18 protein-coding genes are annotated in these 22964 nt (G+C 66.3%); 3 read left to right on the forward strand and 15 right to left on the reverse strand.

Annotation, left to right across the window (positions count from 1 at the left end):
- Positions 1 to 339 precede the first annotated feature (339 nt).
- From ASG92_RS22745 to ASG92_RS22795, 11 genes are all read right to left on the reverse strand, one after another.
- The gene (locus ASG92_RS22745) at positions 340 to 1599 is read right to left on the reverse strand and encodes an McrC family protein (RefSeq protein WP_240987259.1); all 1260 of its coding nucleotides are present in this window, start codon (positions 1597 to 1599) and stop codon (positions 340 to 342) included.
- Complete coding sequence (locus tag ASG92_RS22750) at positions 1586 to 3817, reverse strand: AAA family ATPase (protein ID WP_056633739.1); 2232 nt, start codon at positions 3815 to 3817, stop codon at positions 1586 to 1588. The genes ASG92_RS22745 and ASG92_RS22750 overlap by 14 nt, the downstream gene beginning before the upstream one ends.
- A 54-nt stretch (positions 3818 to 3871) precedes the next feature.
- Positions 3872 to 4084 (reverse strand): PLDc N-terminal domain-containing protein, encoded by a 213-nt coding sequence (locus ASG92_RS22755; RefSeq protein WP_056633900.1) that lies wholly within the window; start codon positions 4082 to 4084, stop codon positions 3872 to 3874.
- 52 nt (positions 4085 to 4136) lie between these two features.
- Positions 4137 to 4565 carry a thioesterase family protein gene (locus ASG92_RS22760; RefSeq protein ID WP_056633902.1) on the reverse strand — a complete coding sequence of 143 codons (429 nt, stop codon included), beginning with the start codon at positions 4563 to 4565 and terminating at the stop codon, positions 4137 to 4139.
- A 53-nt stretch (positions 4566 to 4618) separates the two neighbouring features.
- Complete coding sequence (locus ASG92_RS22765; RefSeq protein ID WP_056633740.1) at positions 4619 to 6682, reverse strand: ABC transporter ATP-binding protein; 2064 nt, start codon at positions 6680 to 6682, stop codon at positions 4619 to 4621.
- Positions 6679 to 8412 (reverse strand): ABC transporter ATP-binding protein, encoded by a 1734-nt coding sequence (locus ASG92_RS22770; protein ID WP_056633743.1) that lies wholly within the window; start codon positions 8410 to 8412, stop codon positions 6679 to 6681. Before ASG92_RS22770 ends, ASG92_RS22765 begins: the two co-directional genes overlap by 4 nt.
- A 261-nt stretch (positions 8413 to 8673) precedes the next feature.
- Complete coding sequence (locus ASG92_RS22775; protein WP_082579674.1) at positions 8674 to 10344, reverse strand: MFS transporter; 1671 nt, start codon at positions 10342 to 10344, stop codon at positions 8674 to 8676.
- Between the two features lie 41 nt (positions 10345 to 10385).
- Positions 10386 to 10865, reverse strand: coding sequence for a MarR family transcriptional regulator (locus ASG92_RS22780; RefSeq protein WP_056633746.1), 480 nt, complete (start codon positions 10863 to 10865; stop codon positions 10386 to 10388).
- Positions 10866 to 11130: 265 nt separating this feature from the next.
- Positions 11131 to 12834: a thiamine pyrophosphate-binding protein gene (locus ASG92_RS22785; protein ID WP_056633749.1), complete on the reverse strand. Its 1704-nt coding sequence runs from the start codon at positions 12832 to 12834 to the stop codon at positions 11131 to 11133.
- A complete protein-coding gene (speB, locus tag ASG92_RS22790) occupies positions 12831 to 13946 on the reverse strand; it encodes an agmatinase (protein WP_056633752.1) in 1116 nt (371 codons plus the stop codon). The genes ASG92_RS22785 and speB overlap by 4 nt, the downstream gene beginning before the upstream one ends.
- 178 nt (positions 13947 to 14124) lie before the next feature.
- A complete protein-coding gene (locus ASG92_RS22795; protein ID WP_056633755.1) occupies positions 14125 to 14700 on the reverse strand; it encodes a cupin domain-containing protein in 576 nt (191 codons plus the stop codon).
- 278 nt (positions 14701 to 14978) lie between these two features.
- On the opposite strand from ASG92_RS22795, the gene ASG92_RS22800 reads away from it, so the two are divergent.
- Positions 14979 to 16520 (forward strand): sodium:solute symporter, encoded by a 1542-nt coding sequence (locus ASG92_RS22800; protein WP_056633758.1) that lies wholly within the window; start codon positions 14979 to 14981, stop codon positions 16518 to 16520.
- An 84-nt stretch (positions 16521 to 16604) separates the two neighbouring features.
- On the opposite strand, the gene ASG92_RS22805 is transcribed toward ASG92_RS22800, so the two are convergent.
- On the reverse strand, positions 16605 to 16844 hold the full coding sequence (locus tag ASG92_RS22805) for a hypothetical protein (RefSeq protein WP_056633761.1): 240 nt from the start codon (positions 16842 to 16844) through the stop codon (positions 16605 to 16607).
- A gap of 303 nt (positions 16845 to 17147) precedes the next feature.
- On the opposite strand from ASG92_RS22805, the gene ASG92_RS22810 reads away from it, so the two are divergent.
- A complete protein-coding gene (locus ASG92_RS22810) occupies positions 17148 to 18320 on the forward strand; it encodes a VIT1/CCC1 transporter family protein (protein ID WP_056633764.1) in 1173 nt (390 codons plus the stop codon).
- A gap of 4 nt (positions 18321 to 18324) precedes the next feature.
- Positions 18325 to 19356: a matrixin family metalloprotease gene (locus ASG92_RS22815; protein ID WP_082579666.1), complete on the forward strand. Its 1032-nt coding sequence runs from the start codon at positions 18325 to 18327 to the stop codon at positions 19354 to 19356.
- A 74-nt stretch (positions 19357 to 19430) separates the two neighbouring features.
- Here ASG92_RS22815 and ASG92_RS22820 read toward each other — a convergent pair whose 3' ends face one another.
- The 3 genes from ASG92_RS22820 to ASG92_RS22830 all read right to left on the reverse strand — a co-directional run bounded on the left by ASG92_RS22820 (position 19431) and on the right by ASG92_RS22830 (position 22868).
- Positions 19431 to 20564, reverse strand: coding sequence for an LOG family protein (locus ASG92_RS22820; protein WP_056633767.1), 1134 nt, complete (start codon positions 20562 to 20564; stop codon positions 19431 to 19433).
- A 127-nt stretch (positions 20565 to 20691) separates the two neighbouring features.
- Complete coding sequence (locus ASG92_RS22825) at positions 20692 to 21468, reverse strand: SDR family NAD(P)-dependent oxidoreductase (protein ID WP_056633770.1); 777 nt, start codon at positions 21466 to 21468, stop codon at positions 20692 to 20694.
- 35 nt (positions 21469 to 21503) lie between these two features.
- Positions 21504 to 22868, reverse strand: coding sequence for an MFS transporter (locus ASG92_RS22830; RefSeq protein ID WP_056633907.1), 1365 nt, complete (start codon positions 22866 to 22868; stop codon positions 21504 to 21506).
- Between the last annotated feature and the right edge of the window lie 96 nt (positions 22869 to 22964).

Genomic DNA, 22964 nt, shown 5'->3' on the forward strand with positions numbered 1-22964 from the left:
GACGCGTCGGTCTCCGGGCCGGACTGTAGCCCGCCGGAAGGAAACATTCCGACGCGCGATGATCCTGAGCTGGATGAATCGGCCATTATTAATATTCTATCGCATAAACGAGACAGACTTGTCTGTCTCGCGATATGGTCTTCAAAGTATCCGTTCAGGCCGGCGAAATTGGCGGCCCGTAGTCGAAGCATCGAGAAATGAAAGCGGTAATTATCAAGAACATGCAACATCACTTACTTGTAAACCGCACTTGAATTGCCAGACGGCCCGGGAGAATGACATGTCGCAGGAATTGATGCCGGTGGAGCTGCGTTACTTGTCCGATCTAGCAGAGTACCCCTAGCGGGTGATGCTCGCCTGCCGCACCACTTCTCCCCAGGACTGCTCAGCCAAATCAGCAATGGCGGCCAGAATCTCCGACGGCGGCAGCGAAAGGTCCAGCGGAAACTCCACAATGTCGATATCCGTGTTGAGGATCCGCCTCAGCTTTATCTCGCCGGCCCCGGCATAGATCAGCCAGGCTGTGGGCACCCGCAGCGCCGTGCAGTAGGCCAGCATCTGGAAATGGTCCGCCGAGAGCGATGCCCCCTGGTCCGAGCGTGCCCTGTACTGCGCGTCGTACACCACCACGGGACGGCCGCCCAGCAGGTGCACGGCGTCGGGCCGCACTGTCAGCCGGTCCGAATCCCGGACGGCCTCGTTCAGCATGGCGTTGTACTGCAGCCTCATTTCACCGGGGAATGCCGCCATGGCCTGCCGCAGCGCCGCGCCGACGAAGTCCTCAAAGACCTGGCCCATGTCCACCACGAAGGAGGCTGTCTGCTGCTGCCCCTCCCCTGCCTCGGCCGAGGCGTTGCGCAGGATCACCTCGGCCAGCCGCAGCGCCGCATGGTACCGGGTGTTCATTCTGCTGGCCCGCCACGGCGGCAGCGGAGCGCCGGACTGAAGCCGGGTGGCGGCGTCGAGCTTTCCCTTGAGCTGCCGCAGGCGGCTGAGCACCTCGGGCCGCACTCCGGGAACGCGGGACATGCGTTCCAGGGCGGCCCGCAGGATCCGGTTCTCCGCGATGTCCTCGGTGAATTCGTCGTAGGACACCTCCAGCGGCACCAGCATGCCTGGCCGCCGGGAAATCTGGTCCGAGATGCGGATCCGGCCCTTCACCGTCCTGAGGGATTCGTCCACGGTGAGGTAGCCCTGCAGCACGCCGCGCTGCAGGGCACGCTCAGCAAGTTGCGCGAGGGAGGACGCCAGCGCGCTCCACAGCTCGGTGTCCTCGGCTGCGGCCACGGGATCGTCGCGGAACCCCTGGTCGCCGGCATAGCTGAGGAGGAAGAGCAGCCGGCTAAGCCCCAGCCGCCCCTTGGGCCGCACGTCGAGCTGCACCAGCGGCGTCCTCACGGATCCCACCATGCCCACCGGCTCGATCCGGTAGAGGCCCATGCCCATGGGCGAGGCCTTCGCCAGTCCGCTGGCGTTCAGGAAAGCCGCGCTGGCCGCATCCAGCTTCTCCACCACGCCGCCGGACAGCTCGTCCACCACGATGTGCCGGGGCGCGGCTGCCGGGCCGCCGCGGCCGGCTGCGGGACTAGCGAGCCGCAAGGCGCCCCAGCAGCTGGTCCAGGCCGAAGCGTTCCTCCAGCTGCGCGCGGTTCAGCTGCCCGTGGTAGTGCTCCTCGAGCAGCGGCATGAGCTCGTACTTCCAGATCCGGCGCAGACCGGCAGGTGTCTGGGCGGCCTTCTTCATGAAGTAGGAGGGGCCGATCATGAGGTCGCGGTCCCACTCGTCGATTGCATCGTTGAGCGCGTCCAGAAGCAACGCGGGGGTGGTGTCCAGCTGCCGTGCCTCCAGGAACCTCAGCAGCGACCCCTTCACCGGCTCGGTCTTGGGGTGCAGCTCAATGAACGCGAAGCGGCGCCGGATGGCGGCATCCATCATGGCGATGGAGCGGTCGGCGGTGTTCATCGTGCCAATGATGTACAGGTTGTCCGGGAGGGTGAACGGCTCGTTGGGGCTGTACTGCAGGTAGATGCGGTCGTCGCGGTATTCCAGCAGGAAGTACAGTTCGCCGAACACCTTGGCCAGGTTGGCGCGGTTCATCTCGTCGATGATGAGGAAGTACGGCTTGGACTCGTTGCCGGGCTTTGCGGCTTCCTCGGCCAGCCGGCGCAGCGGCCCGGCGACCAGTTTGAAGGACACCTGGCCCTCATCAGTTTTGTCCGGCCGGTAGCCTTCGAAAAAGTCCTCGTAGGCGTAGGAGGGGTGGAACTGCACCAGCTTCACCCGCTCGTCGGTGGTGTCCTGCGCGAGCTCGGCCGCCAGGTGCTTGGCGAGGTAGGTCTTGCCGGTTCCCGGCGGGCCGTAGAGCACCAGCTGACGGTTTTCCTCCAGCAGCTCGGCGATCTCCTGCAGCGGGTCCAGATCCATGTGGAGCGAGTCCGCGAACTCGCGCGTCAGCGGACGGAACCCGTCCTGGACGGGAGGGGCGACGTCGGCCGGTTCGGTGCCGCCGTCGGGCTCCGTTTCGGCTTCGGCGGGCACCAGCGCCTGGAGCGCCTGCACCACGCGGGTGACGTCGACGACGATGCCGGGCGTGGCGAGCTGGCGCTGGACGTGGCGGGGCAGGTCGGCCGTGGCGTGCGCTTCATCGAACCAGCGGACCTTGCGGCGCATCCGGCGGTTGTCCTCGTTGTGGTGCGGCTCCCCCAGGACGACGCCGATCCGGACTGCCCCGGAGCTCTGGTAGAGCGCCAGGTCGCCGGGCTTCATGACGGTCAGGAAGGCGAACACCGCCGTCTTGGTGTCCTCCCGCTCCACGTAGCCGAGGTGCTTGTAGTCCTCGTCCACCGCGTGCTGGACCAGTCCGGCGGTGACACCGGCGTCCAGCAGGCGGAGGTGTTCGACGCCGAGGGTGACCTTTTCCTCGTCCTGCCAGGCGGTGAGGAGCTCGGCGTTGTCGTGATGCGTGCGCAGCAGCCAGGCCCGGCGGCCCGGATCCCCCACCTTGCGCCACTGGCTCACCAGCTGCCGGGAGTACCAGTCGATGCGCTGGCCGGCCTGCTCATCGAGATGCAGGCGGATACGGCGGATGTCGGCGGTGACTTCCTCGTCGCTGTCCCCCTTGGCACCGCCCACCAGGGAGGCAAAGGCGTCCCGGATCTCCTGGCGTTCGACGTCCGCCACCACGGGTTCGAAGTAGCTGGGCCACGCCAGGTATTCGATGCTCCGCCGGATAGCCGGCTGGTCCTCCGGCGTGCCGGCGGCCAGCAAGTGAAAGGCCAGCGGGTCCTTCAGCGCCTTGTTGATGGCAGGAGTGGGCTGCTGGTCCACGTGCTGCACAAACCGGCAAAGCCACTTCAAGTGGTCCCAGATGGTCCAGTTGAACTCGGCCGTCCGGTCCCGGATGACGCCGTGGTCCGTCATGCCCTTGTAGAGCTCGTCCGGAAGCTCGAGCGCGGGCTCCAGCCACGACGCGGCTTCGGCGACCCTGGCCCGCTTGACCTTGAGCGATTTCACCTCGTGCGCCAGCGGCAGCGACTGGAGGAACAGGAGCTCCACGGCCAGCAGCTTCGCCGCGCGGGAGGCGTCCTCAAGGTTGTGCCGCAGGTTGGTCATCATGGGCGCCTTGGAGTCCGCCACTCCGCGCTGCAGCCGTTCCAGGACCTCCCCGGCGGCGTCCGACGTCCACGTCTGGGTGCGGCCGTCCAGCGCCGAGGGCTTGCCTTGGAGCCCGGCCCCCAGCACGAACCACGCTGCGTCTTCGATTTCTTTGGAGATTCCGAGGGCACGATGCATGGCAGGCTTTGTGGCGGGGGTCATGCCTCCAAATTTACAGGCTTAAGCTGAACGCCGGCACCATGCCGTCCGGGGAAGCTACTTCCGGGTAGGCTGCGGCAACCGCTTCCGGCCAAACGCGAAGTAGCTGCCGGGGCCGATGAAGTTGATCAGCGTGACCATCCGCCAGACGGCCTTCGAGCCCCGGATCTGTTCGGCGGGCCGGCGTGAGATGTCCCGCTGGGCGGCGGCGAGGAACGCCAGCTGCAGCGCGCCCACGATGACTGTCCCGATGCGCGCGGCCGGAGGCATGTCCTTCCAGGATTTCTTCTTCTTTTTCACAGCTACGGCTCCTTTTCCACGGTTAAGGCTCCCTGCGTTCGGTGAAGGGCTCCAGCCGCTGTTTCTGCTCCGGCGTTAGCCTCAGGACCCTTCCGGTGGCTTCGTCAACGAAGGCGAGATGACTCGAGGCTTTCACACAATCCTCGCGAGTTACGGGGTCCTGCACAAGGTAGTGAATGTCGAAACTGGCGCCCTTGACGGCCCCGATCCACACCTGGACCACCGCCGGGACATTACGGTACTCGAGCGTCTTCACGTACCGGATGCGGTGGTCCACAATGAGCGCCATGGTGCCCTCGGGAACATCGTTGAACAGTGAGACGTGGGGTTCCACGCCGGGCAGCCCGGTGCCGCGCGGGGGGCCGAAGGCGCCGATGCGGGCTTCCTCCAGCATGCGGACAATCTGCACGTTGTTAATGTGCCCGTAGGCGTCCATGTCGCCCCAGCGCATCGGCACGAGCACCTCGATGCGCCGGGGGTCAGGGCCTCCGGGTTCGGCCGCGCTCAGCTGTGCACCGCCGTCGAATCGTCCACGGGCGTCTCCTCAGCATCCGCGCCGGCGAACTGGGACATGTACAGCCGGTAGTAGGCGCCTTCGGCCGCCAGGAGGGCCTGGTGGTTGCCCTGCTCCACGATCTTGCCGTTCTCCATCACCAGGATGGTGTCGGCGTCGCGGATGGTGGAGAGCCTGTGGGCAATAACAAAGCTGGTCCGGTCGGTGCGCAGCGCCGCCATGGCCTTCTGCACCAGGAGCTCGGTGCGGGTGTCCACGGAACTCGTTGCCTCGTCCAGAATCAGCAGTGACGGGTTGGCCACAAAGGCCCGGGCGATGGTGATGAGCTGCTTTTCGCCGGCGCTGACATTGTTGCCCTCCTCGTCGATGACGGTGTCGTAGCCGTCAGGGAGCGCCCGGACGAAGCGGTCCACGAATGTGGCCTTGGCCGCCGCCATGATCTGGTCCTCGGTGGCATCGAGCTTGCCGTAGCTGATGTTGTCGTAGATGGAGCCGCCGAACAGCCACGCATCCTGCAGCACCATGCCCACCTTCGAACGGAGCTCGGCCCGGCTCAGCTGCGTGACGTCCACCCCGTCCAGCGTGATGGAACCCGAGTTGAGCTCGTAGAAGCGCATGACGAGGTTCACCAGGGTGGTTTTGCCGGCGCCCGTGGGCCCGACGATGGCCACCGTGTGCCCGGGCTCGGCCGTGAAGGACAGGTGCTCGATCAGCGGCCTGTCCTCGGTGTAGCTGAAGGTGACGTTCCGGAATTCCACATGGCCGTCGGTCTTGGCCGGCAGGTGCTCGGTGGCGGTTTCGGGGTCCTGCTCGTCCGCGTCCAGGAACTCGAAGACGCGCTCGGCCGAGGCCACGCCGGACTGCAGCATGTTGGCCATGCCCGCCATCTGGCCCAGCGGCTGGGTGAACTCCCGCGAGTACTGGATGAACGCCGTGGCGTCGCCCAGGCTCATGGTGCCGGACGCCACGCGCAGGCCGCCCACCACGGCGATGCCGACGTAGCTCACGTATGAAACGAACTGCATGACCGGGAAGATGACGCCGGAGACGAACTGGGCGCCGAAGCTGGCCTTGTACAGGGCCTCGTTCCGTTCCTCGAAGCGTTCCAGCATGTCGGCGTCGCGGCCGAAGACGCGCACCAGGTCGTGGCCGGAGAAGGACTCCTCAATCTGGCCGTTGAGCTCGCCCGTGTTCTTCCACTGCGCCGCGAACAGCTTCTGGCTGCGCGCGCCGATCATGCCTGCCGCCACGCCGGACAGCGGCAGGGCGATCAGGGCGATCAGTGCCAGCTGCCACGAGACGATGAACATCATGATGACGATGCCGATGACCGTGAGCAGCGAGCTGATCAGCTGCGCGAAAGCCTGCTGCAGCGCCTGCTGGACGTTGTCGACGTCGTTCGTCACCCTGGACAGGACGTCGCCGCGCTGGCGGGTGTCAAAGTAGTTCAGCGGAAGCCGGTTGAGCTTCTTTTCGGTGTCGTCGCGGAGCTGGCGGATGACCTTCATGACAATCCGGTTCAGCACGTAGCCCTGCAGCCACAGGAAGATGTTGGCCACGAAGTACATGAGCAGCACTGCGGAAATCAGGACGGTCAGCTTCTGGAAGTCGATTCCGGTGCCGGGAACGAGCTCCATCCGGGAGACCATGTCAGCGAAGTTGTCCTGGCCCTGCGCCCGCAGGCCCTCGACGAACTGGACCTTGCTGACTCCGGCGGGGAGTTGTTTGCCGACCACCCCGCCGAAGATGACGTCCATGGCCTGGCCGAGCACTTTAGGGGCAATGACATTGAGGACCACGGAAACAATGACCATGGCCACCACGATGTAGATGCCCACGGCCTCCGGCTTGAGCAGTCCCATGAGCCGTTTGGCGGAGGGCCAGAAATGCTGGGCTTTCTTCGCCGGCATGGCGCCGAACATGCCGCCGTCCGCCTCCGAAGGTTTGTACTCCTCCTCGATGAAGTCGTCGTCCTCCAGTTCCGTGGCTTCCGCCGCCGGCTCGTCCGGGCGGGATGCTTTGTCCAGCTGTGCGCCCTTCTTGTTGGCGGTCATGCCACTTCCTCCACGCTCAGCTGGGATTCAACAATTTCCTGGTAGGTGGGCGACGTTTCCAGCAGTTCATCGTGCGTGCCGCGGTCCACGATCCTGCCGTTGTCCAGGACCAGGATCTGGTCCGCGTCGGTGATGGTGGAGATCCGCTGCGCCACGATGATCACCGTGGCATCGGCGGTGGTGCGCTTCAGGGCTGCGCGCAGCCGGGCGTCGGTGGCGACGTCCAGAGCCGAGAAGGAGTCGTCAAAGAGGTAGACCTTGGGCTTGGTCACCAAAGCCCGGGCGATGCACAGGCGCTGGCGCTGCCCGCCGGAGACGTTGGTGCCGCCCTGGGCGATCCGGGACGCGAGGCCGTTTTTCTTTTCCCGGACGAATCCTTCGCCCTGGGCCACGTGGAGTGCTTCCCAGAGTTCCTCCTCGGTTGCCTCGGTTTTGCCGAAGCGCAGGTTGTGTTCGATGGTTCCGGAGAACAGGTAGGGCCGCTGCGGTACGAGGGCCACGCGCCTGGTGATCTCGGCCCGGTCCATCTTGCTGACGGAGACGCCGTCGAGCAGTACCTCGCCTTCGGCGACGTCGTACAGTCGGGGCAGCAGCGACAACAGCGAGGATTTTCCGGCGCCCGTGGAGCCGATAATCGCCAGGGTCTCCCCGGGGCGGGCGGTGAAGCTGATGTTGCTCAGGACGGGGGCTTCCGCCCCGGGATAGGCGAACGTGACGTTCCGGTATTCGACGACGCCTTCCAGTGCCGCAGGCGTCTCCGGGTGGGCGGGGTCATGGATGGAAGGCTCGACGTCGAGCACCTCGCCAATGCGGTCGGCACACACCGACGCGCGGGGAATCATCATGGCCATGAACGTGCCCATCATGACGGCCACGAGGATCTGGAGCAGGTACTGCAGGAAGGCGGTCAGGGCGCCGACCTGCATGTCGCCGGAGTCCACGCGCTGGCCGCCGAACCAGAGCACGGCTGCCGTGGAGAGGTGGAGGATCATGCCGATGGCCGGGAACATGAGGACGAACAGTGCGCCGATCTTCAGGGAAACGTCCGTCAGTTCCTTGTTGGCCTCGCCGAAACGCTCGGTTTCGTAGGGCTCGCGGACGAAGGCCCGGACCACGCGGATGCCGATGATCTGTTCGCGCAGGACCTCGTTGATGCGGTCGATCTTCTTCTGCATGGACCGGAACAGCGGCATCAGCCGGACCACGAGGTAGCCCACAACGACGATGAGCACCGGCACCGAGACCCAGACCAGCCAGGACAGGTTGATGTCCTCCCGGAGGGCCATGATGATGCCGCCGATGCACATGATCGGGGTGGAGACCATGAAGTTCAGGCCCATGAGCACCAGCATCTGCACCTGCTGGACGTCGTTGGTGCCGCGGGTGATCAGCGTGGGTGCACCAAACGTGTTGACGTCCTTGGCGGAGAAGCTGGTCACCTTGCGGAAAACGCCGCGGCGCAGGTCCCGCCCCACGGCCATGGCCGCCTTGGAGCCGAAGTACACGCCGGCGATGGCGGTGCCCACCTGGATAAACGCCACCACGAGCATGATTCCGCCGGTCCGCCAGATGAAGTCGATATCGCCGCGGGAAACGCCTTCGTCAATGATCTGGGCATTAAGGCTTGGCAGATAGAGGGCCGCGATGGTGGACGCCAATTGAAATGCAATAACGGCAAATATGTACGGCATATACGGTTTGGAATAGCGCCGTATGAGGGTGACGAGCATGCTCACGGATCCTTTGGGAGAGAGCGCGAATTAGTACGAGAAGTATTAGCAGCCAGGTCTGACATCCTAAAGCCTTCCCACTCTACGAAATCCGTTGCCCATGCGAAACATCGGCACGGGAAGATCATCCCCACGGAGTACGCCGCGTACAACCAGGAAAGCGCGAACGAACACTTAAGCCCCCGAGGGAAACAGGGGCTCAAATGTTCGTTCGCGCTATGTACGGAGCGCTATGGCGGCGAGGCCGCAGCGGGCTGCGGGTCAGTTACGCGCAGAGGTGAGCTCCGCCGTCGGGCTTTCCTGCCTTGCTTCAAACGGCTCTTCTTCACGCGACTCTGCTTCGCGCGGCTCTTCGTCACGCGGCTCTTCGTCACGCCGCGCTGCATCAGCGGCTCCTGCCGGACCCTGCGCGGCATCAGCCGGGCTGGCAGCGGGCTGGATGTCCACCGTGCGGCGCAGGGGGCGTTCGGTGATGAGGAGGACGGCGATGAGCGCCACCACGGCAATGGCGCCTGCGATCAGGAAGATCTCGGCGGTTGCGTCGCCGTAGGCTGCCCGCATGATGTCCCGCACGGGTGCAGGCATGTCGGCGAGGTCGAGCGTCGCTCCTGCCGATCCGCCGCCCACGGGGATGCCGGCCGCTGCGAAGCCCTGGGCTGCGAGTTCCTTGACGCGGTTTCCGAGGATGGCCCCCAGGACAGAGACGCCGATCGCGCCGCCCACGGACCGGAAGAAGGCCACGGACGCGCTCGCGGTGCCGATGTCGCGGGCGCTGACGGTGTTCTGCACGGCCAGGACGAGGTTTTGCATCAGCATGCCGAGCCCCAGGCCCAGGATGGCCGTGAAGATGCCCGCCTGCCAGAGTTCCGTGGTGTGGTCCATGGTGCCGCCGAGTCCCAGTCCGCCAATGAGCAGGATGGAGCCCGCGACCAGGTAGCGCTTCCATTTGCCGGTGCGGCTAATGAGGAGTCCCGAAACCACCGAGCCGATGAGGTTGCCGGCGATCATGGGCAGTGTGAGCAGCCCGGCTTCGGTGGGCGTGGCGCCGCGGGCCACCTGGAAATACTGACCGAGGAAGGTGGAGGAGCCGAACATGGCCACACCCACGGCAACGGAGGCGAGGATGGCCAGCGCAGTGGTGCGCTCGGAGATGATCTTCAGCGGGATGATGGGCTGAGGCACCTTGGACTCCACGAACACCAGCAGCGCCAGCAGCAGCACACCGCCGCCCACCATGAGGCCCGACTGCCAGGACCGCCAGTCGTAGTACTCAGGGTTGCCCGCGAACGATACCCAGATCAGCAGGAGGCTGACACCGGACGTGAGCAGGATGGAGCCGAGCCAGTCGATCTTGGCGGGACGCTTGATGTGCGGGATCTTCAGGGTGATCTGCAACAGGACCAGGGCGACGACGGCCAGCGGCACGCAGACGAAGAACGTCCAGCGCCAGCCCAGCGGGCTGTCGACGATGAACCCGCCGAGCAGCGGCCCGCCGGCAGTGCCGACCGCCATGACGGCGCCCATGTAGCCGGAGTACTTGCCGCGGTCGCGCGGGGGGATCATGGACCCGATAATCGCCTGCGCCAGTGCGGTCAGTCCGCCCATGGCCACGCCCTGGATGACGCGGGCGGTCAGCAGCAGGGGGATGGTGGCGGACAGGCCGGCCATGACCGAGCCGGCGACGAAAATCACGATGCTCAGCTGGACCAGGACCTTCTTGCTGAAGAGGTCGGCGAGCTTGCCCCAGATGGGCGTGGTGGCCGCGTTTGCCAGCAGCGCTGCGGTGATGACCCAGGCGAAGTCGGTCTGCGTGCCCTTGAGCTCGGACATGATGGTGGGCAGTGCGTTGGCCACGATGGTGCTGCTGAGGATGGCGGTGAAAAACGCGGCCAGGAGGCCGGTGAGGGCTTCCATGATCTGGCGGTGGGTCATCGCCGCGGGCGGTGCGGATGTCTGAATCGACACGGAATCTCCTAGAAAGTGGGGTTCGTGGTGGTGGGTCCGGCCGCCTTTGCCCGGGCGGAATCCCTGAGGGATCCCGCGAGATTGCGGAGAACTCTCGCCGCCTCCTCGGCGTCCTGCTGGCTCCATTCCTGCAGGTATCCCTGCAGGGTGGCGGTGCGGTGCTCCTCGATTTCGACGAGCCTGACCCGGCCCGCCTCGGTGAGGGCGACGAGCTGCGCCCGCCCGTCTTCGGGGTCAGGCCTGCGGTGAACCAGGCCCAGGTCCTCGAGTTCGGCGATGTGCCGGCTGAGGACAGGTGCGCTGACGCCCAGCCGCGCGGCCAGGTGCGTGGCGCGGGATTCCTTCTCCCCCACGAACCGCAGGACGCCCTGCAGCGCCACACCGGTGTCCATGCCGCGCGCATTGGCGACCGCAACGCACCGGACTGCCCGCTGGAGGTCGAAAATCTGGTGGACGAGTTCGGCCGCGGTGTTTGGCTCGACTGCCATGAGGGACTGCTCCTAATCGCTTGCCTTAGGCAACTATATCCTTAAATGGTTGCTTTGGGAAACTAACGGAACGGCCGGCGGTTAAACACGAAGCGCGAACGAACACTTGAGGCCCCCTAACCGTCTGGGCTAGGAGGCCTCAAGTGTTCGTCCGCGCCGGTGCGAGGGCTTAAGTGTTCGTTCGCGCCGGTGCGGGGCCTCAAGTGTTCGTTCGCGCCGGTGCGAGGGGGCTTAAGTGTTCGTTCGCGCTTTGAGGGGGCTGCGGTTACGGGGCCAGGTGCGTGGGGGCGAACATCCTGAGCAGGGTTTCGACGACGACGACGTTCGGGCCGTCGGCGGCGAACCCCGCCTTGAGCGCGTCCCCCACATCCTCCGGGGCCACCCGGGTGGCCGGCACGCCGAATGCCTCGGCGAGCTTCACGAAGTCGGGGCGGGCAAGTTCAGTAGCCGTGGCCTTGCCGAACGCTCCCACCATGTATTCACGCAGGATGCCGTAGCCGCCGTCGTCTACGATCAGCCACGTGACCGGCACGTTGTGCTGCTTGGCCGTGGCCAGTTCCGAGATGGAGTACATGGCCGAACCGTCGCCGGACACGGCCAGCACCCGCGCCGAAGCCCCGGACTTGCCCACCGTCTCCAGCCCCACGGCGCCGCCGATGGCCGCCGGGAAGCCGTAGCCCAGGCCGCCGGCGCCCTGGGCCGAGTGGAACTGCCCTTCGCGGGCATCCCAGCAGCTCCAGCCCCAATAGGCGGAGATGGTCATATCCCAGAACGTCTGCATCTCCGCGGGCACGGCTTCGCGGATATCGGCCATGAACTTCAGTTCCTTGCCGAGGTCCTGCGCTTCAAACCGCTCCCTGACCTTGGCCAGCGATTCCCGGACCAGGTCCTCGGGCGGGGTGCCGTGCCAGCTGGCGCGCTCCCCGTGCGGCTCCACCAGCGCCGCGTCCAGGGCTGCGAGGGCCTGGCCGGCATCGGCGCGGATGCCAAGGCCCGGCCGGTTGGATTCAAGGACGCGCGGTTCGGCATCGATCTGGATGATCTTGCCGCGCGGTTCAAAGGTGAAGTAATTCGACGTGACCTCGCCCAGGGAGGAGCCGACGACGATCAGGACATCGGCGTCCTCCAGCAGGTCCGTCATGTGGCGGTCCTCGATCCAGGACTGCAGCGACAGCTCGTGGTTCCACGGGAAGGCACCGTTGCCGCCGGGCGTGCAGATGACCGGGGCGCGCAGCTTCTCCGCAATGGAGAGCAGCGACTTTTCTGCCCGGCCGCGGCGCGTTCCGCCGCCGGCGATGATGGCGGGACGTTCCGCCGTCGACAGCCATTTCACCGCTTCGCGGACCAGTTCGACGCGCGGCGGGTTGTCCGCCGCTTCCGCGAGCGCATCCTCGACGGGCGGCACCATGATGGGGTCCAGCAGCACGTTCTGCGGGATTTCGAGCCAGACGGGGCCCTGCGGCGAAGAGATCGCCTCGGTCCAGGCATCCTGGATGGCCGAGGGTATACCGGAGGCGTGCTGGATCAGCCGCTGGCTCTTGGTGACGTTGGCGGCCGAGGCCTTCTGGTCATCGAGCTGGTGCAGCATGCCCTTGCGGCGCGCGCCCAGGCCCTCGAGCGGGATCTGGCTGGCGATGACAACCATGGGCACCCCGGTTGCGTAGGCCTCCTGCAGCCCTGCGAGCGAGGTCAGCGCGCCCGGGCCGGTGGACAGGAACAGCACGCCGACTTCGCCGGTGGCACGGGAGTAGCCGTCCGCTGCGAAGGCACTGTTGTTCTCCACGCGGGAGGACACGAACTGGAGGTTTCCGCGGCCCATGGCGTCGAACAGGCCCAGGGCGTGCTGGCCGGGAATGCCAAACACCGTCTTCGCGCCCAGTGCTTCAAGGGTCTCGACGACGAGATCCCCGCCGTTGCGGATGTCCGTTCCCTTTGTGGGGGCTGCTGTCCCGGGGTCGAAGTCGATCACTTGACGGCCCCGGCAGCCCCGGAGACCTCGATGCGCTCGGCGGCCTGGTTCGTGGCCCCGGGTGCCGAGAAGCCGGCCGGGCGCCGTGCTTCCCGTCCCAGGGACTGGGCGGCGTAGCCGGTGTCGGCACCAAACCGGTCCCCTTCGACGGTGTTGTCCGCCATCAGGGTCACCAGTTCGTAGGCCACATGGCTGGCGGCGACTCCTGTGATTTCCGCGTGGTCGTACGCGGGGGCGACTTCGACGACGTCGGCTCCCACCAGGTTCATGCCGCGGAAGCCGCGGATGATCTCGAGCAGTTCCCGGCTGGTGATGCCGCCGGCTTCGGGCGTCCCGGTGCCCGGAGCGTGGGCGGGGTCGAGGACGTCGATGTCCACCGAGATGTACAGCGGGCGGTTGCCGATCCGGTCCCGGACCTTGGCGACTGTCTCGAGGACGCCCTGGTAGTAGACGTCCGCCGAGGTCACGATGCCGAAGCCGAAGCGGTGGTCGTCGTCGAGGTCCTTCTTGCCGTACAGCGGGCCGCGGGTGCCGATGTGGCTGATGGCCTCGGTGTCCAGGATGCCCTCTTCCACCGCACGGCGGAACGGGGTGCCGTGGGTGTACTCGGCGCCGAAGTAGGTGTCCCAGGTGTCCAGGTGGGCATCGAAGTGCAGCATGGCGACGGGCCCGCCAGCACGTTCCGCGGCGGCGCGCAGCAGCGGCAGGGCGATGGTGTGGTCTCCGCCGAGCGTCAGCAGCTTGCTGCCGGAGGCGGTCAGGTCCAGGGCGTTCTGCTGGACGGTCTCGATGGCCTCGTTGATGTTGAACGGATTGACGGCCATGTCGCCGGCATCGGCCACCTGGCAGTTTTCGAACGGGCTGACGTCCCAGGCCGGGTTGTACGGGCGCAGAAGCCGGCTGGCTTCGCGGACGTGGTTGGCGCCGAAACGCGCGCCGGGGCGGTATGAAACACCGGAGTCGAAGGGGACGCCGACCACCGTGATGTCCGCCTTGGACACCTGGTCCAGGCGGGGCAGCCGGGCATAAGTGGCCGCCCCGGCATAGCGGGGAATACGGGATGAATCGATGGGGCCAAGGTTGCCGTTGGCTTCGATGCGCAGCTCTTCCAAAGGAACGCCTCTCCTTCGAGGATGAAAGGTTGGGTGTGACAGCCATCATACACTCAAAGTTTCCTAATGCGCATCAGCTGTTTACAAACATCATCTTCTACGAGGGAGCATGGAGGCGCGGCCGAAGACCCGGTCCGCCTCCAAGGCGGCCCGGCCCGGTTTCACGGGAGGAAAGGGGCTACCGGCTCGCTGCGGGGACCAGGACCCACAGCACCTCAACTGATTCGTCCGTCGGGTTCACCCAGGTGTGGGGTTCGCGGCCGGGGAAGGTGACGGTGTCGCCGGTATTGAGCTCATACTCCTCGTTGGTGAGGATCAGCTTGATGGTGCCCTTGATGACGTGCAGCACATCGACGTCGCAGTCAACGGCATAGAGCTCCGACTCGCCGCGGCCCCTCGGGGCGATGACGGCCTGGATGATCTGAACCCGCCGCTCCGAGCGCGCCGTCAGCAGCCGCTCCACGATCCCTTCGCCGCCGAGCGAGATGCGCGGGCCGGCATCCCGTTTTGTCAGGTGGGTTTCAGGGGCGGCAAACAGGTCGCCGATGGAGATTGAGAGTACTTGGCACAGCGTCACCAGCGACGCGACCGACGGCGACGTCAGATCGCGCTCGACGCGGCTGAGGAAGCCCTTGGTCAGGCCGGTGGCGTCGGCCACCTGCTCAATGGTGAGCCGCTGCGACTGGCGTGCGGCACGGATTCTTGAACCGATGGCAACCGGAACATTGCTCGGCTCAACTGGTAGTGCCTTCATTTACGAACCTTTCACGGCCGGCCGCTCGGCCCCATCTTTGGAGCCATACTAGCGGCCCGCCCCCGATCTGACGCGGCTGGAACCGCGTCATAGAAGATTGCGTCTTGACTGTTACTCCGATCACAGCCTACGCTTTTATGCAACAAGTGTTGCTTATCAAGCAACCGAAGGTGAATCCTTCACCCTTCCACTCCCAGAGCAGCGGAATCCGTGCACCACCAACTGCACTCCCCCGGTTTCCTGCACAAGCTGCCAAAGCTCCAAGGAGCCCCAAAATCATGGACGCAAACTTCCTCAATATCGCCATCGTGGTGACCTATTTGGTCGCCATGCTGGCCTTCGGCTGGTGGGGCAAGTCCCGCACCAAGAACAACAGTGACTTCCTTGTGGCCGGCCGCCGCCTTGGTCCGTTGCTCTACACCGGCACCATGGCCGCCGTCGTCCTCGGCGGCGCGTCAACTGTCGGCGGGGTGGGCCTCGGCTACAAGTTCGGCATCTCCGGCATGTGGCTGGTAGTCGCCATCGGTTCGGGCGTGCTCCTCCTGAGCCTGCTTTTCGCCGGCACCATCCAGCGGCTGAAGATCTACACGGTCTCCCAGATGCTGAGCCTGCGCTACGGCCAGCGCGCCACCCAGACCTCCGGCATCGTCATGCTGGCCTACACGCTGATGCTCTGCGCCACCTCCACGGGCGCCTATGCCACCATCTTCGTGGTCCTGTTCGACTGGGAGCGCTGGCTCGCCATCGCCGTCGGCGGCGCCATCGTGCTGGTCTACTCCACCGTCGGCGGCATGTGGTCCATCACCCTCGCCGACCAGGTGCAGTTCATCATCAAGACCGTGGGCATCTTCTTCCTCATGCTCCCGTTCGTCCTCAACGCCGCGGGCGGCCTGGACGGCATCCGTGCCCGCGTTGACGCGAGCTTCTTCCAGCTCGACGGCATCGGCGTGCAGACCATCATCACGTACTTCGTGGTGTACACGCTTGGCCTGCTGATCGGCCAGGACATCTGGCAGCGCGTCTTCACCGCCAAGACCCCCAAGGTGGCCCGCTGGGGTGGCGCCACCGCTGGCGTCTACTGCATCCTGTACGGCGTCGCCGGCGCCATGATCGGCCTGGCCGCCCGTGTGGCCCTGCCCGACATCGACGTCGCCAATCTGGGCAAGGACGTTGTCTACGCCGAGGTTGCGACCCACATCCTGCCAATCGGCATCGGCGGCCTGGTCATGGCCGCAGCCGTCGCCGCCATGATGTCCACCGCGTCCGGCGCCCTCATCGCCGCTGCAACGGTGGCCCGCGCCGACGTGGTCCCGTTCGTAGCCAGCTGGTTCGGCAAGACGATCAACACCGACGACTCCGAAAACCCCGAGCACGACGTCAATGCCAACCGCTACTGGGTCCTCGGCCTGGGCATCGTGGCCGTGTTGATTTCCATGGCAGCGCAGGACGTCGTGGTGGCCCTGACCATCGCCTACGACATCCTGGTGGGCGGCCTGCTGGTTGCCATCCTGGGTGGCCTGGTCTGGAAGCGCGGCACGGGCATCGCCGCGGCCTGGTCCATGGCCGTCGGCTCGGTCCTGACCTTGGCTTTGCTGATCGCCTACGCAACAGCGATTATCCCCAGCGAAGACGGCGTCTATGCCAACGATCCCATTTACTGGGGCCTCGGAGCGTCGCTGCTCGTCTACATTGTGGTCTCCTACCTCACGCCTCCCACGGAGCCCGAGGTCCGCGAGGCCTGGGACCGTCGCGTTGCCGGAGCGGTTTCCGAAGAACTCCCGCTGGAGGCCCACCCGGTGGCCAGCCACGCGGCTCACTGAGCTTCACTGAATTAATCACGACGGCGGTGCCTTCCCTTCGTGGGGAAGGCACCGCCGTCGTCGTTCACAGCCAAGTGGTGGTCCTCATTCGTTTTCCTCGGCCTCCAGGAATTCGTCCCCGTCCAATGGCACTGGCGCTATGGGCTGGTCCTCGCCCCGGAAATCGTCCACGTCCAGCGGAACCACCCGCCCGGCTTCGTCGATCAGTTCCTCCTCCTCCGTCTCGTCATCACTAACGGGGGCGTCCTCGGCGTAGTCGTATGCGGGATCGGACTCGATGGAGTTCCTGACGGGCGGGATGGGGAGTGAGCCGTTGGTGTTCATGGTGAAACCTCCGTGCGCTAGGGCTGACGGCAGCCGATCCGGACCACGCCTTCAGCCGGGCCTGAACCCGAATCGGCCGCGGGCGGGCCTGCCGGCGAACCCGCCCTGGGTTTCATTCGAACACCGCGGGCCCGGGCGGTCAAGGGCAGCGCGGAAGGCCGCGCAAAACCCCGCACGGGACCGGAAATTTAAGGGTTCCCTAAATTTTTGCCTAAGGAGGACCAGCCGAAAATCCGCGGAATCGCGGGGTAAGCTGGGCATGCAATGGGGCCGAACCATCCCCCATCTAGCCCAGGAGCTCACGTGTCTCAGCACGCAAAATCTGACCACGACGCCGACGCCGTCAAGGCGGCCGCAGGCCTCGGCGCAGCATCCAACACCACAGCACCAAACACCGTTCCCACTGCGGCGGACATCAAGCGCTGGCGCCAGTACCTTGCCGACGAACGCGCCGAGGCTGCCGTCTACCGGGACCTCGCCCAGAACCGGTCCGGCGAGGAGCGCGCCATCCTCCTGGCCCTCGCCGAAGCCGAAGGCCGCCACGAAGCCCACTGGCTGAAGCTGCTCGGCGATAACGCCGGCAAGCCCCGCCACGCCTCCGTCCGCAGCCGGCTGCTCGGCTTCCTGGCACGCCACTTCGGGTCCGTCTTCGTGCTCGCGCTGGCCCAGCGCTCCGAGGGACGCTCCCCCTACACTAGGGAACCATCCGCCACGCCCGCCATGGCGGCCGACGAACAGATCCACGAGGAAGTGGTGCGGGGCCTGGCCACGCGCGGCCGCAACCGGCTTGCGGGCACATTCCGGGCGGCAGTCTTCGGCGCGAACGACGGCCTGGTCAGCAACCTGTCACTCGTCATGGGCATGGCGGCCACCGGTGTAGGCAGTGCCGTGGTCCTGCTGAGCGGAATTGCCGGGCTGCTCGCGGGCGCGTTCTCCATGGGCGCCGGCGAGTTCGTGTCCGTCCGCTCGCAGCGGGAACTCCTGGCCGCCACCCGTCCCACCCAGGTGACGCTCGCCGCGGCCCCCCAGCTGGACATCGAGCACAACGAGCTCCTGCTGGTGTACCTCGCCCGCGGCATGTCCCGTGAGGCCGCTGAGCACAGGGTGGCGGAGCGCATGGGCCTCTTCACCTGCGACTGCGATCCGAGCCTTTCGCTCCGGCCCGAGCTCCCGAAAACCGAGGATGAGCACGAGGCTGTCGGCACGGCGTGGGGTGCGGCGCTCTCCAGCTTCTGCTTCTTCGCCTCCGGCGCCATCGTCCCCATCATTCCGTTCATTTTCGGCATGACCGGACTCGGCGCGCTCGTGGTGGCCGCAGTCCTGGTGGGCATCGCACTGCTGGCGACCGGCGGCGTCGTCGGTCTGTTGTCCGGCACCTCTCCCCTGACCCGCGGACTCCGGCAGCTGGCCATCGGCCTGGGCGCGGCCGGCGTCACCTACCTGCTGGGGATGGCGTTCGGCGCCGTGATCGCCTAGTGGGATGGGCAGGCGGCCGGAACACCTCAGGGGCGCAGTAGTGGACGATCCGGTCCAGCAGGGCGAAGGGGCCCAACAGCCTGATGGCGAACGCCGGCGCAGGACACACCCGCGCCATTCGGCGGCGGCCGGGGCGGCGGCCCGGTTTGTCCGCAATATTGTGCTCATCGCCGTCATCGGGTGTGTGGCCCTTCTGGCGACAGGACTCGCCTACGGCGATCCGCGCCTCGTTGGACTGCTGGAATTCCGCATCGGCGGCGGAGAGCCCGCGGGCAGGGAGGCCGGGTCCGGGCAGACCGGGCCGGCGGGGGCGACCGGGCAGGCCGCGCAGCCGGGCGTTCAGCCGGGCGCGGAAGGCCGCGCCGGGGACTCGCCGCCGCCCGGCCTCGAAGAGTCGGACTCGCCCCTGGGAACGCCGGAGCCTCCGGCGGAGCACAGCGATTCGTACAAATTCCTGGCCGTGAACGCCGACGGCACCCCGGTTGGCTATTCGCCGTGCCGTCCGCTTCACTACGTCGTGAACGCGGACCTGGCCCCGGAGGGAGCGGCCGGGCTGGTCCACGAGGCGATCAAGACCGTGTCCCGGGCGACGGGCATCCGGTTCATCAATGACGGCGCCACGGACGAACAGCCCTCGGAACATCGTGCCCCGTACCAGCCAGGGACCTACGGTGACAGGTGGGCACCCCTGCTCATCGCCTGGACCAACCCGTACGTGGCGCCGAAGCTCAAGGGCCAGATCATCGGCACCGGCGGCAGCACGCACTTCAGCTACGGCGACGGACCCAAGACCTTTGTCACCGGCAGCCTCGAGCTGGACGCCCCGCAAATTGCGGAGGAACTGGACCGCCCGGACGGAGCAGCCTACGCCACCGCCGTCATCCTGCACGAGCTGGGCCATGTGATGGGGCTCGAGCACGTTGATGACCCCGTCCAGCTCATGTACCCGGAGATCGGCGCTCCGGACGGGCTGGCTTCCGGAGACCTCAACGGCCTGCAGGAGCTGGGCAAGGCGCAGTGCCGTAAGGACCTGTAGCCGTAAGGGCCGGTGGGACCTCTGGCCGGTGCCGAAGGGCCGGTGCCAAGGCAGGCGCAATGGCCAGTCGCCGCTCAGACGTCCAGGACCGCGAGCGCCTCCTCCACGCTGTCCACCAGGAAGATCCGCTGCTCCATCATCCTGCCCTCGGCGAGGCTCTGGAGCATTGGCCAGGCAGGAAACCGGCGTTCCCAGTGGTCCCGCCCCACTAGCACCATGGGGGTCACGGTCTCCGGGGCGCCGTAGTAGTTTTCGCACGCATCCTGGAAGATTTCCTGGACGGTTCCGGCGGCACCCGGAAGGAAGACAATCCCGCCGTTGCAGAGTTCCAGAAGCACGGCTTCGCGGACCGAATTCGCGAAGTACTTGGCAATGTGGGTGGCGAAATAGTTGGGCGGTTCGTGTCCGTAAAACCAGGTGGGAATACCGAGGGATGCGGTTCCGCCCGGAAAGCGTTCGACGACGGCTTCCGCGGTCCGCGCCCACGCGGACACCGAGGGGCGGAAACCGGGGACGGAGGACAGCCCACTGAGGACGCCGCGAAAATCCTCTGACGGCATTGCACTCAGGTAGGCGCCCAGGTTCGCGGCTTCCATGGCGCCCGGTCCGCCGCCGGTGGCCACCATGCAACCGCCGAGGGCGAGAAGCCTCCCAAGCCTGGCGGCATCGGCGAAGTCCTTGGTCCCCCGCTGCGACGCGTGGCCGCCCATGACTCCGACGATGGTGCGTCCCCCGCTCCGTGCGGAGAGCGCGAGTTCCTCGAGGGCATCCCCGATGGCGTGGTCATGCAAGGCGGCCGCCAGGGTTGAATCCAGGCGGCGGCGCTGGCCCGGCTGGATGCTCCACTGGTATACGAGCGCGTCCGGGGTTGCCTCATACGGCGCATGGCGGATGCCGGCGTACAGCTCCTGCGGTGTGTAGAGCTCCCCGCGGTAGGGGTCGAACGGCACGCCGGCCAGCCGCGGAAAGATCAGGGCACCACGCCGGCGCAGTGAGTCCTCCACTCCGGGATCGAACGTGCAGCCCAGGAAAATGGCGCCTTCCGCATCCAGGGTGGCCAGCGCGCCCGCCCTGCCGCGGAGATCAAGCGACTGCGCATGCCAGCCGTGCATGGCCTTGGCGCCGGCGCGAACCAGTTGGTCGAAACCGGCCACGCTGTCCACCTCAAGGGTCCGCGGACTGGGAGTCAGGCTGCCGGAGGGGTTCATGGTGCCAGCCTAGCGAGTGCGGCCAGGGCGGGGGCCAAAGCGCGGGTCCGGCGGGGCCGGCACCAAAACGGAAGTGCCCCGCAGCGTGGGCTGCGGGGCACTTCCGTGGTGTTCTGCCGGAATCAGGTCAGGAGACCTGGAGACCGCCGTTGATGTCGTACGTGGCGGCCGTGATGTAGCCCGAGTCCTCGCCCAACAGGAAGGAGATCAGTGCCGCCACTTCCTCGCGGGTGCCGACGCGGCCCATCATGATGCCTTCCGACATCTGCGCCTTGCGCTCGTCGGACAGTGTGCCGCCCATGATGTCGGTGTCGATGGGGCCGGGTGCAATGGAGTTGACGGTGACGCCGAACTCGCCCACTTCGCGGGCCAGTGCACGGGTGAACCCGATGATGCCGGCCTTGGATGCGCTGTAGGCAACCTTGGAGTAGGTGCCGCCGCCACGCTGGGCGGAGATGGATGAGATGCTCACGATGCGCCCAAGCTTGCGCTCGATCATGCCCTTGAGGACACGCTGGGAGACGACGAAGGTTCCGCGCATGTTGATCGCGAAGACCTTGTCCCACTCCTCCACTGAGGTCTCCATGAAGGTGGTGGGAGAGCTGATGCCCGCAAGGTTGGCCAGAGCCACGATCGGCGGCAGCGACGCTTCGACCTCGGTGATCGCCCGGTCCACGGACGCTGCGTCGGAGACGTCGGCGCCGACGCCGATTGCCTTTACCGCGCGGTTGGAGCCGATCTCGGCGGCTGCGGCCTTCGCGTCCTCGGCGTTGATGTCCAGGATGGCGATGGACCAGCCTTCGCGGGCCATGCGGTCAGCCGCTGCGCGGCCGATGCCGCGGGCGGAGGCCGCACCGGTCAGCACGACCGTGCGTTCTGCGGGGAAAGGAGTGGTTGAGCTCATTGCAGGTATTCCTTCAGGTGGTTCTTGGGCGGTTCTTAGCGGGTAACGGTGACTTCAGCGGCAGCTGCGACGGCCGGATCCAGCGCTGCATCGCCCTCGGGGCGCTTGCGTGCATAGAGGTAGGTGGCGACTGCCGTGACGCAGAGGCAGAAGGACAGGAACAGCAGGCCGCTCTGGTTGCTGCCCGTGGCGTCCTTGAGCAGGCCCACGGCGTACGGTGCCACAAAGCCGCCGAGGTTACCCAGGGAGTTGACCATGGCAAGGCCCGAAGCAGCGGCCGCGCCGGTAAGCGCTGCGGACGGCATGGACAGGAACGGGGCGATGGCGCCGTAGATACCCATGGCCGCGGCGGTCAGCGCGATCATCGCGAGGATGGGGTTGACAGGCAGCACGTAGCCGGCAGCCAGCAGGCCCATTCCGGCGAGCACCATGCTCACCGAGCTGTGCCAGGCACGCTTTCCGGTCTTGTCGGCCCGCTTGCTCCAGAGGTACACGAAGACGGCAGCGATGGAGTAAGGAATAAGGACGATGAACCCGACCTCGGCCGTGGAGAACTTGCCGAGGGCGGCAACGATGGTGGGCATCCAGAGACCCAGGCCGTAGATACCGCAGACGAGGCCGAAGTACAGGGCCGAGTAGACGAGGGTGCGCTTGTCCTTGAGGCCGGCGAGGAAGTTGTGGCTGGCGCCCTTGGACTTGGCCGCCAGTTCGGCGTCCATGGTGGTGGCAAGCCATTCGCGTTCGTCGGCGTTGAGCCACTTGGCGTCACGCGGACGGTCCGTCATGAGGATGGGGGTCAGCAGGCCGAGGAGGATAGCGGGGATGCCTTCAATGATGTAGAGCCACTGCCACCCCTGCAGGCCCATGACGCCGTCCATCTGGAGCAGGAGGCCGGAGACCGGAGCGCCGAGGGCGTTGGAGATGGGCTGGGCCAGGATGAAGATACCCAGCACGGTGACGCGCTGCGCGGCGGGGAACCACAGTGTCAGGTAGAAGAGGATGGCCGGGAAGAATCCGGCCTCAGCGGCGCCGAGCAGGAACCGGATGATGAAGTAGGTGGATTCGCCGTTCACCAGGGCCATCGCCGTCGCGAAGAGGCCCCAGGTGATGAGGATGCGGGCCAGCCACTTGCGTGCACCGAAGCGGTACATGCCGGCGTTGCTGGGAATCTCCAGGAGGGCGTAGCCGAGGAAGAAAATGCCGGCGCCGAGGCCGTAGGCGGCCGCGGTCAGTCCGATGTCCTCGCTCATGGTCAGCTTCGCGAAGCCCACATTGTTGCGGTCGAGGTAGGCAACGAAGTAGAGCAGGACGATCAGGGGCATGACGCGACGGCGGACCTTGCGGAGCGTGCGGTCGCCAAGCTCTCCGAGTCCGGTGGACTTGTTGGTTAATGAAGTCATCATCGACCTTCTATCTGTCGGTTCCGGACCGGCGGCTTCGCGCGGAGGGAATCCGATGCTTTTATGAGGGGGTTCTGCCCGCTTCACGAGGCTGGA

Source organism: Arthrobacter sp. Soil736, from assembly GCF_001428005.1.
Taxonomy (GTDB): domain Bacteria; phylum Actinomycetota; class Actinomycetes; order Actinomycetales; family Micrococcaceae; genus Arthrobacter.

Bases quoted from the DNA above. Each gene is read 5' to 3' on its own strand.
- ASG92_RS22830 (WP_056633907.1), bottom strand. From the start codon at position 22,868: ATGACTTCATTAACCAACAAGTCCACCGGACTCGGAGAGCTTGGCGAC.
- ASG92_RS22820 (WP_056633767.1), bottom strand. From the start codon at position 20,564: ATGAACCCCTCCGGCAGCCTGACTCCCAGTCCGCGGACCCTTGAGGTG.
- ASG92_RS22770 (WP_056633743.1), bottom strand. From the start codon at position 8,412: ATGCTCGTCACCCTCATACGGCGCTATTCCAAACCGTATATGCCGTAC.
- ASG92_RS22825 (WP_056633770.1), bottom strand. From the start codon at position 21,468: ATGAGCTCAACCACTCCTTTCCCCGCAGAACGCACGGTCGTGCTGACC.
- ASG92_RS22780 (WP_056633746.1), bottom strand. From the start codon at position 10,865: ATGGCAGTCGAGCCAAACACCGCGGCCGAACTCGTCCACCAGATTTTC.
- ASG92_RS22800 (WP_056633758.1), top strand. From the start codon at position 14,979: ATGGACGCAAACTTCCTCAATATCGCCATCGTGGTGACCTATTTGGTC.
- ASG92_RS22750 (WP_056633739.1), bottom strand. From the start codon at position 3,817: ATGACCCCCGCCACAAAGCCTGCCATGCATCGTGCCCTCGGAATCTCC.
- ASG92_RS22815 (WP_082579666.1), top strand. From the start codon at position 18,325: ATGGGCAGGCGGCCGGAACACCTCAGGGGCGCAGTAGTGGACGATCCG.
- ASG92_RS22765 (WP_056633740.1), bottom strand. From the start codon at position 6,682: ATGACCGCCAACAAGAAGGGCGCACAGCTGGACAAAGCATCCCGCCCG.
- ASG92_RS22760 (WP_056633902.1), bottom strand. From the start codon at position 4,565: ATGCGCTGGGGCGACATGGACGCCTACGGGCACATTAACAACGTGCAG.
- ASG92_RS22775 (WP_082579674.1), bottom strand. From the start codon at position 10,344: ATGACCCACCGCCAGATCATGGAAGCCCTCACCGGCCTCCTGGCCGCG.
- ASG92_RS22755 (WP_056633900.1), bottom strand. From the start codon at position 4,084: ATGCCTCCGGCCGCGCGCATCGGGACAGTCATCGTGGGCGCGCTGCAG.
- ASG92_RS22795 (WP_056633755.1), bottom strand. From the start codon at position 14,700: ATGAAGGCACTACCAGTTGAGCCGAGCAATGTTCCGGTTGCCATCGGT.
- ASG92_RS22805 (WP_056633761.1), bottom strand. From the start codon at position 16,844: ATGAACACCAACGGCTCACTCCCCATCCCGCCCGTCAGGAACTCCATC.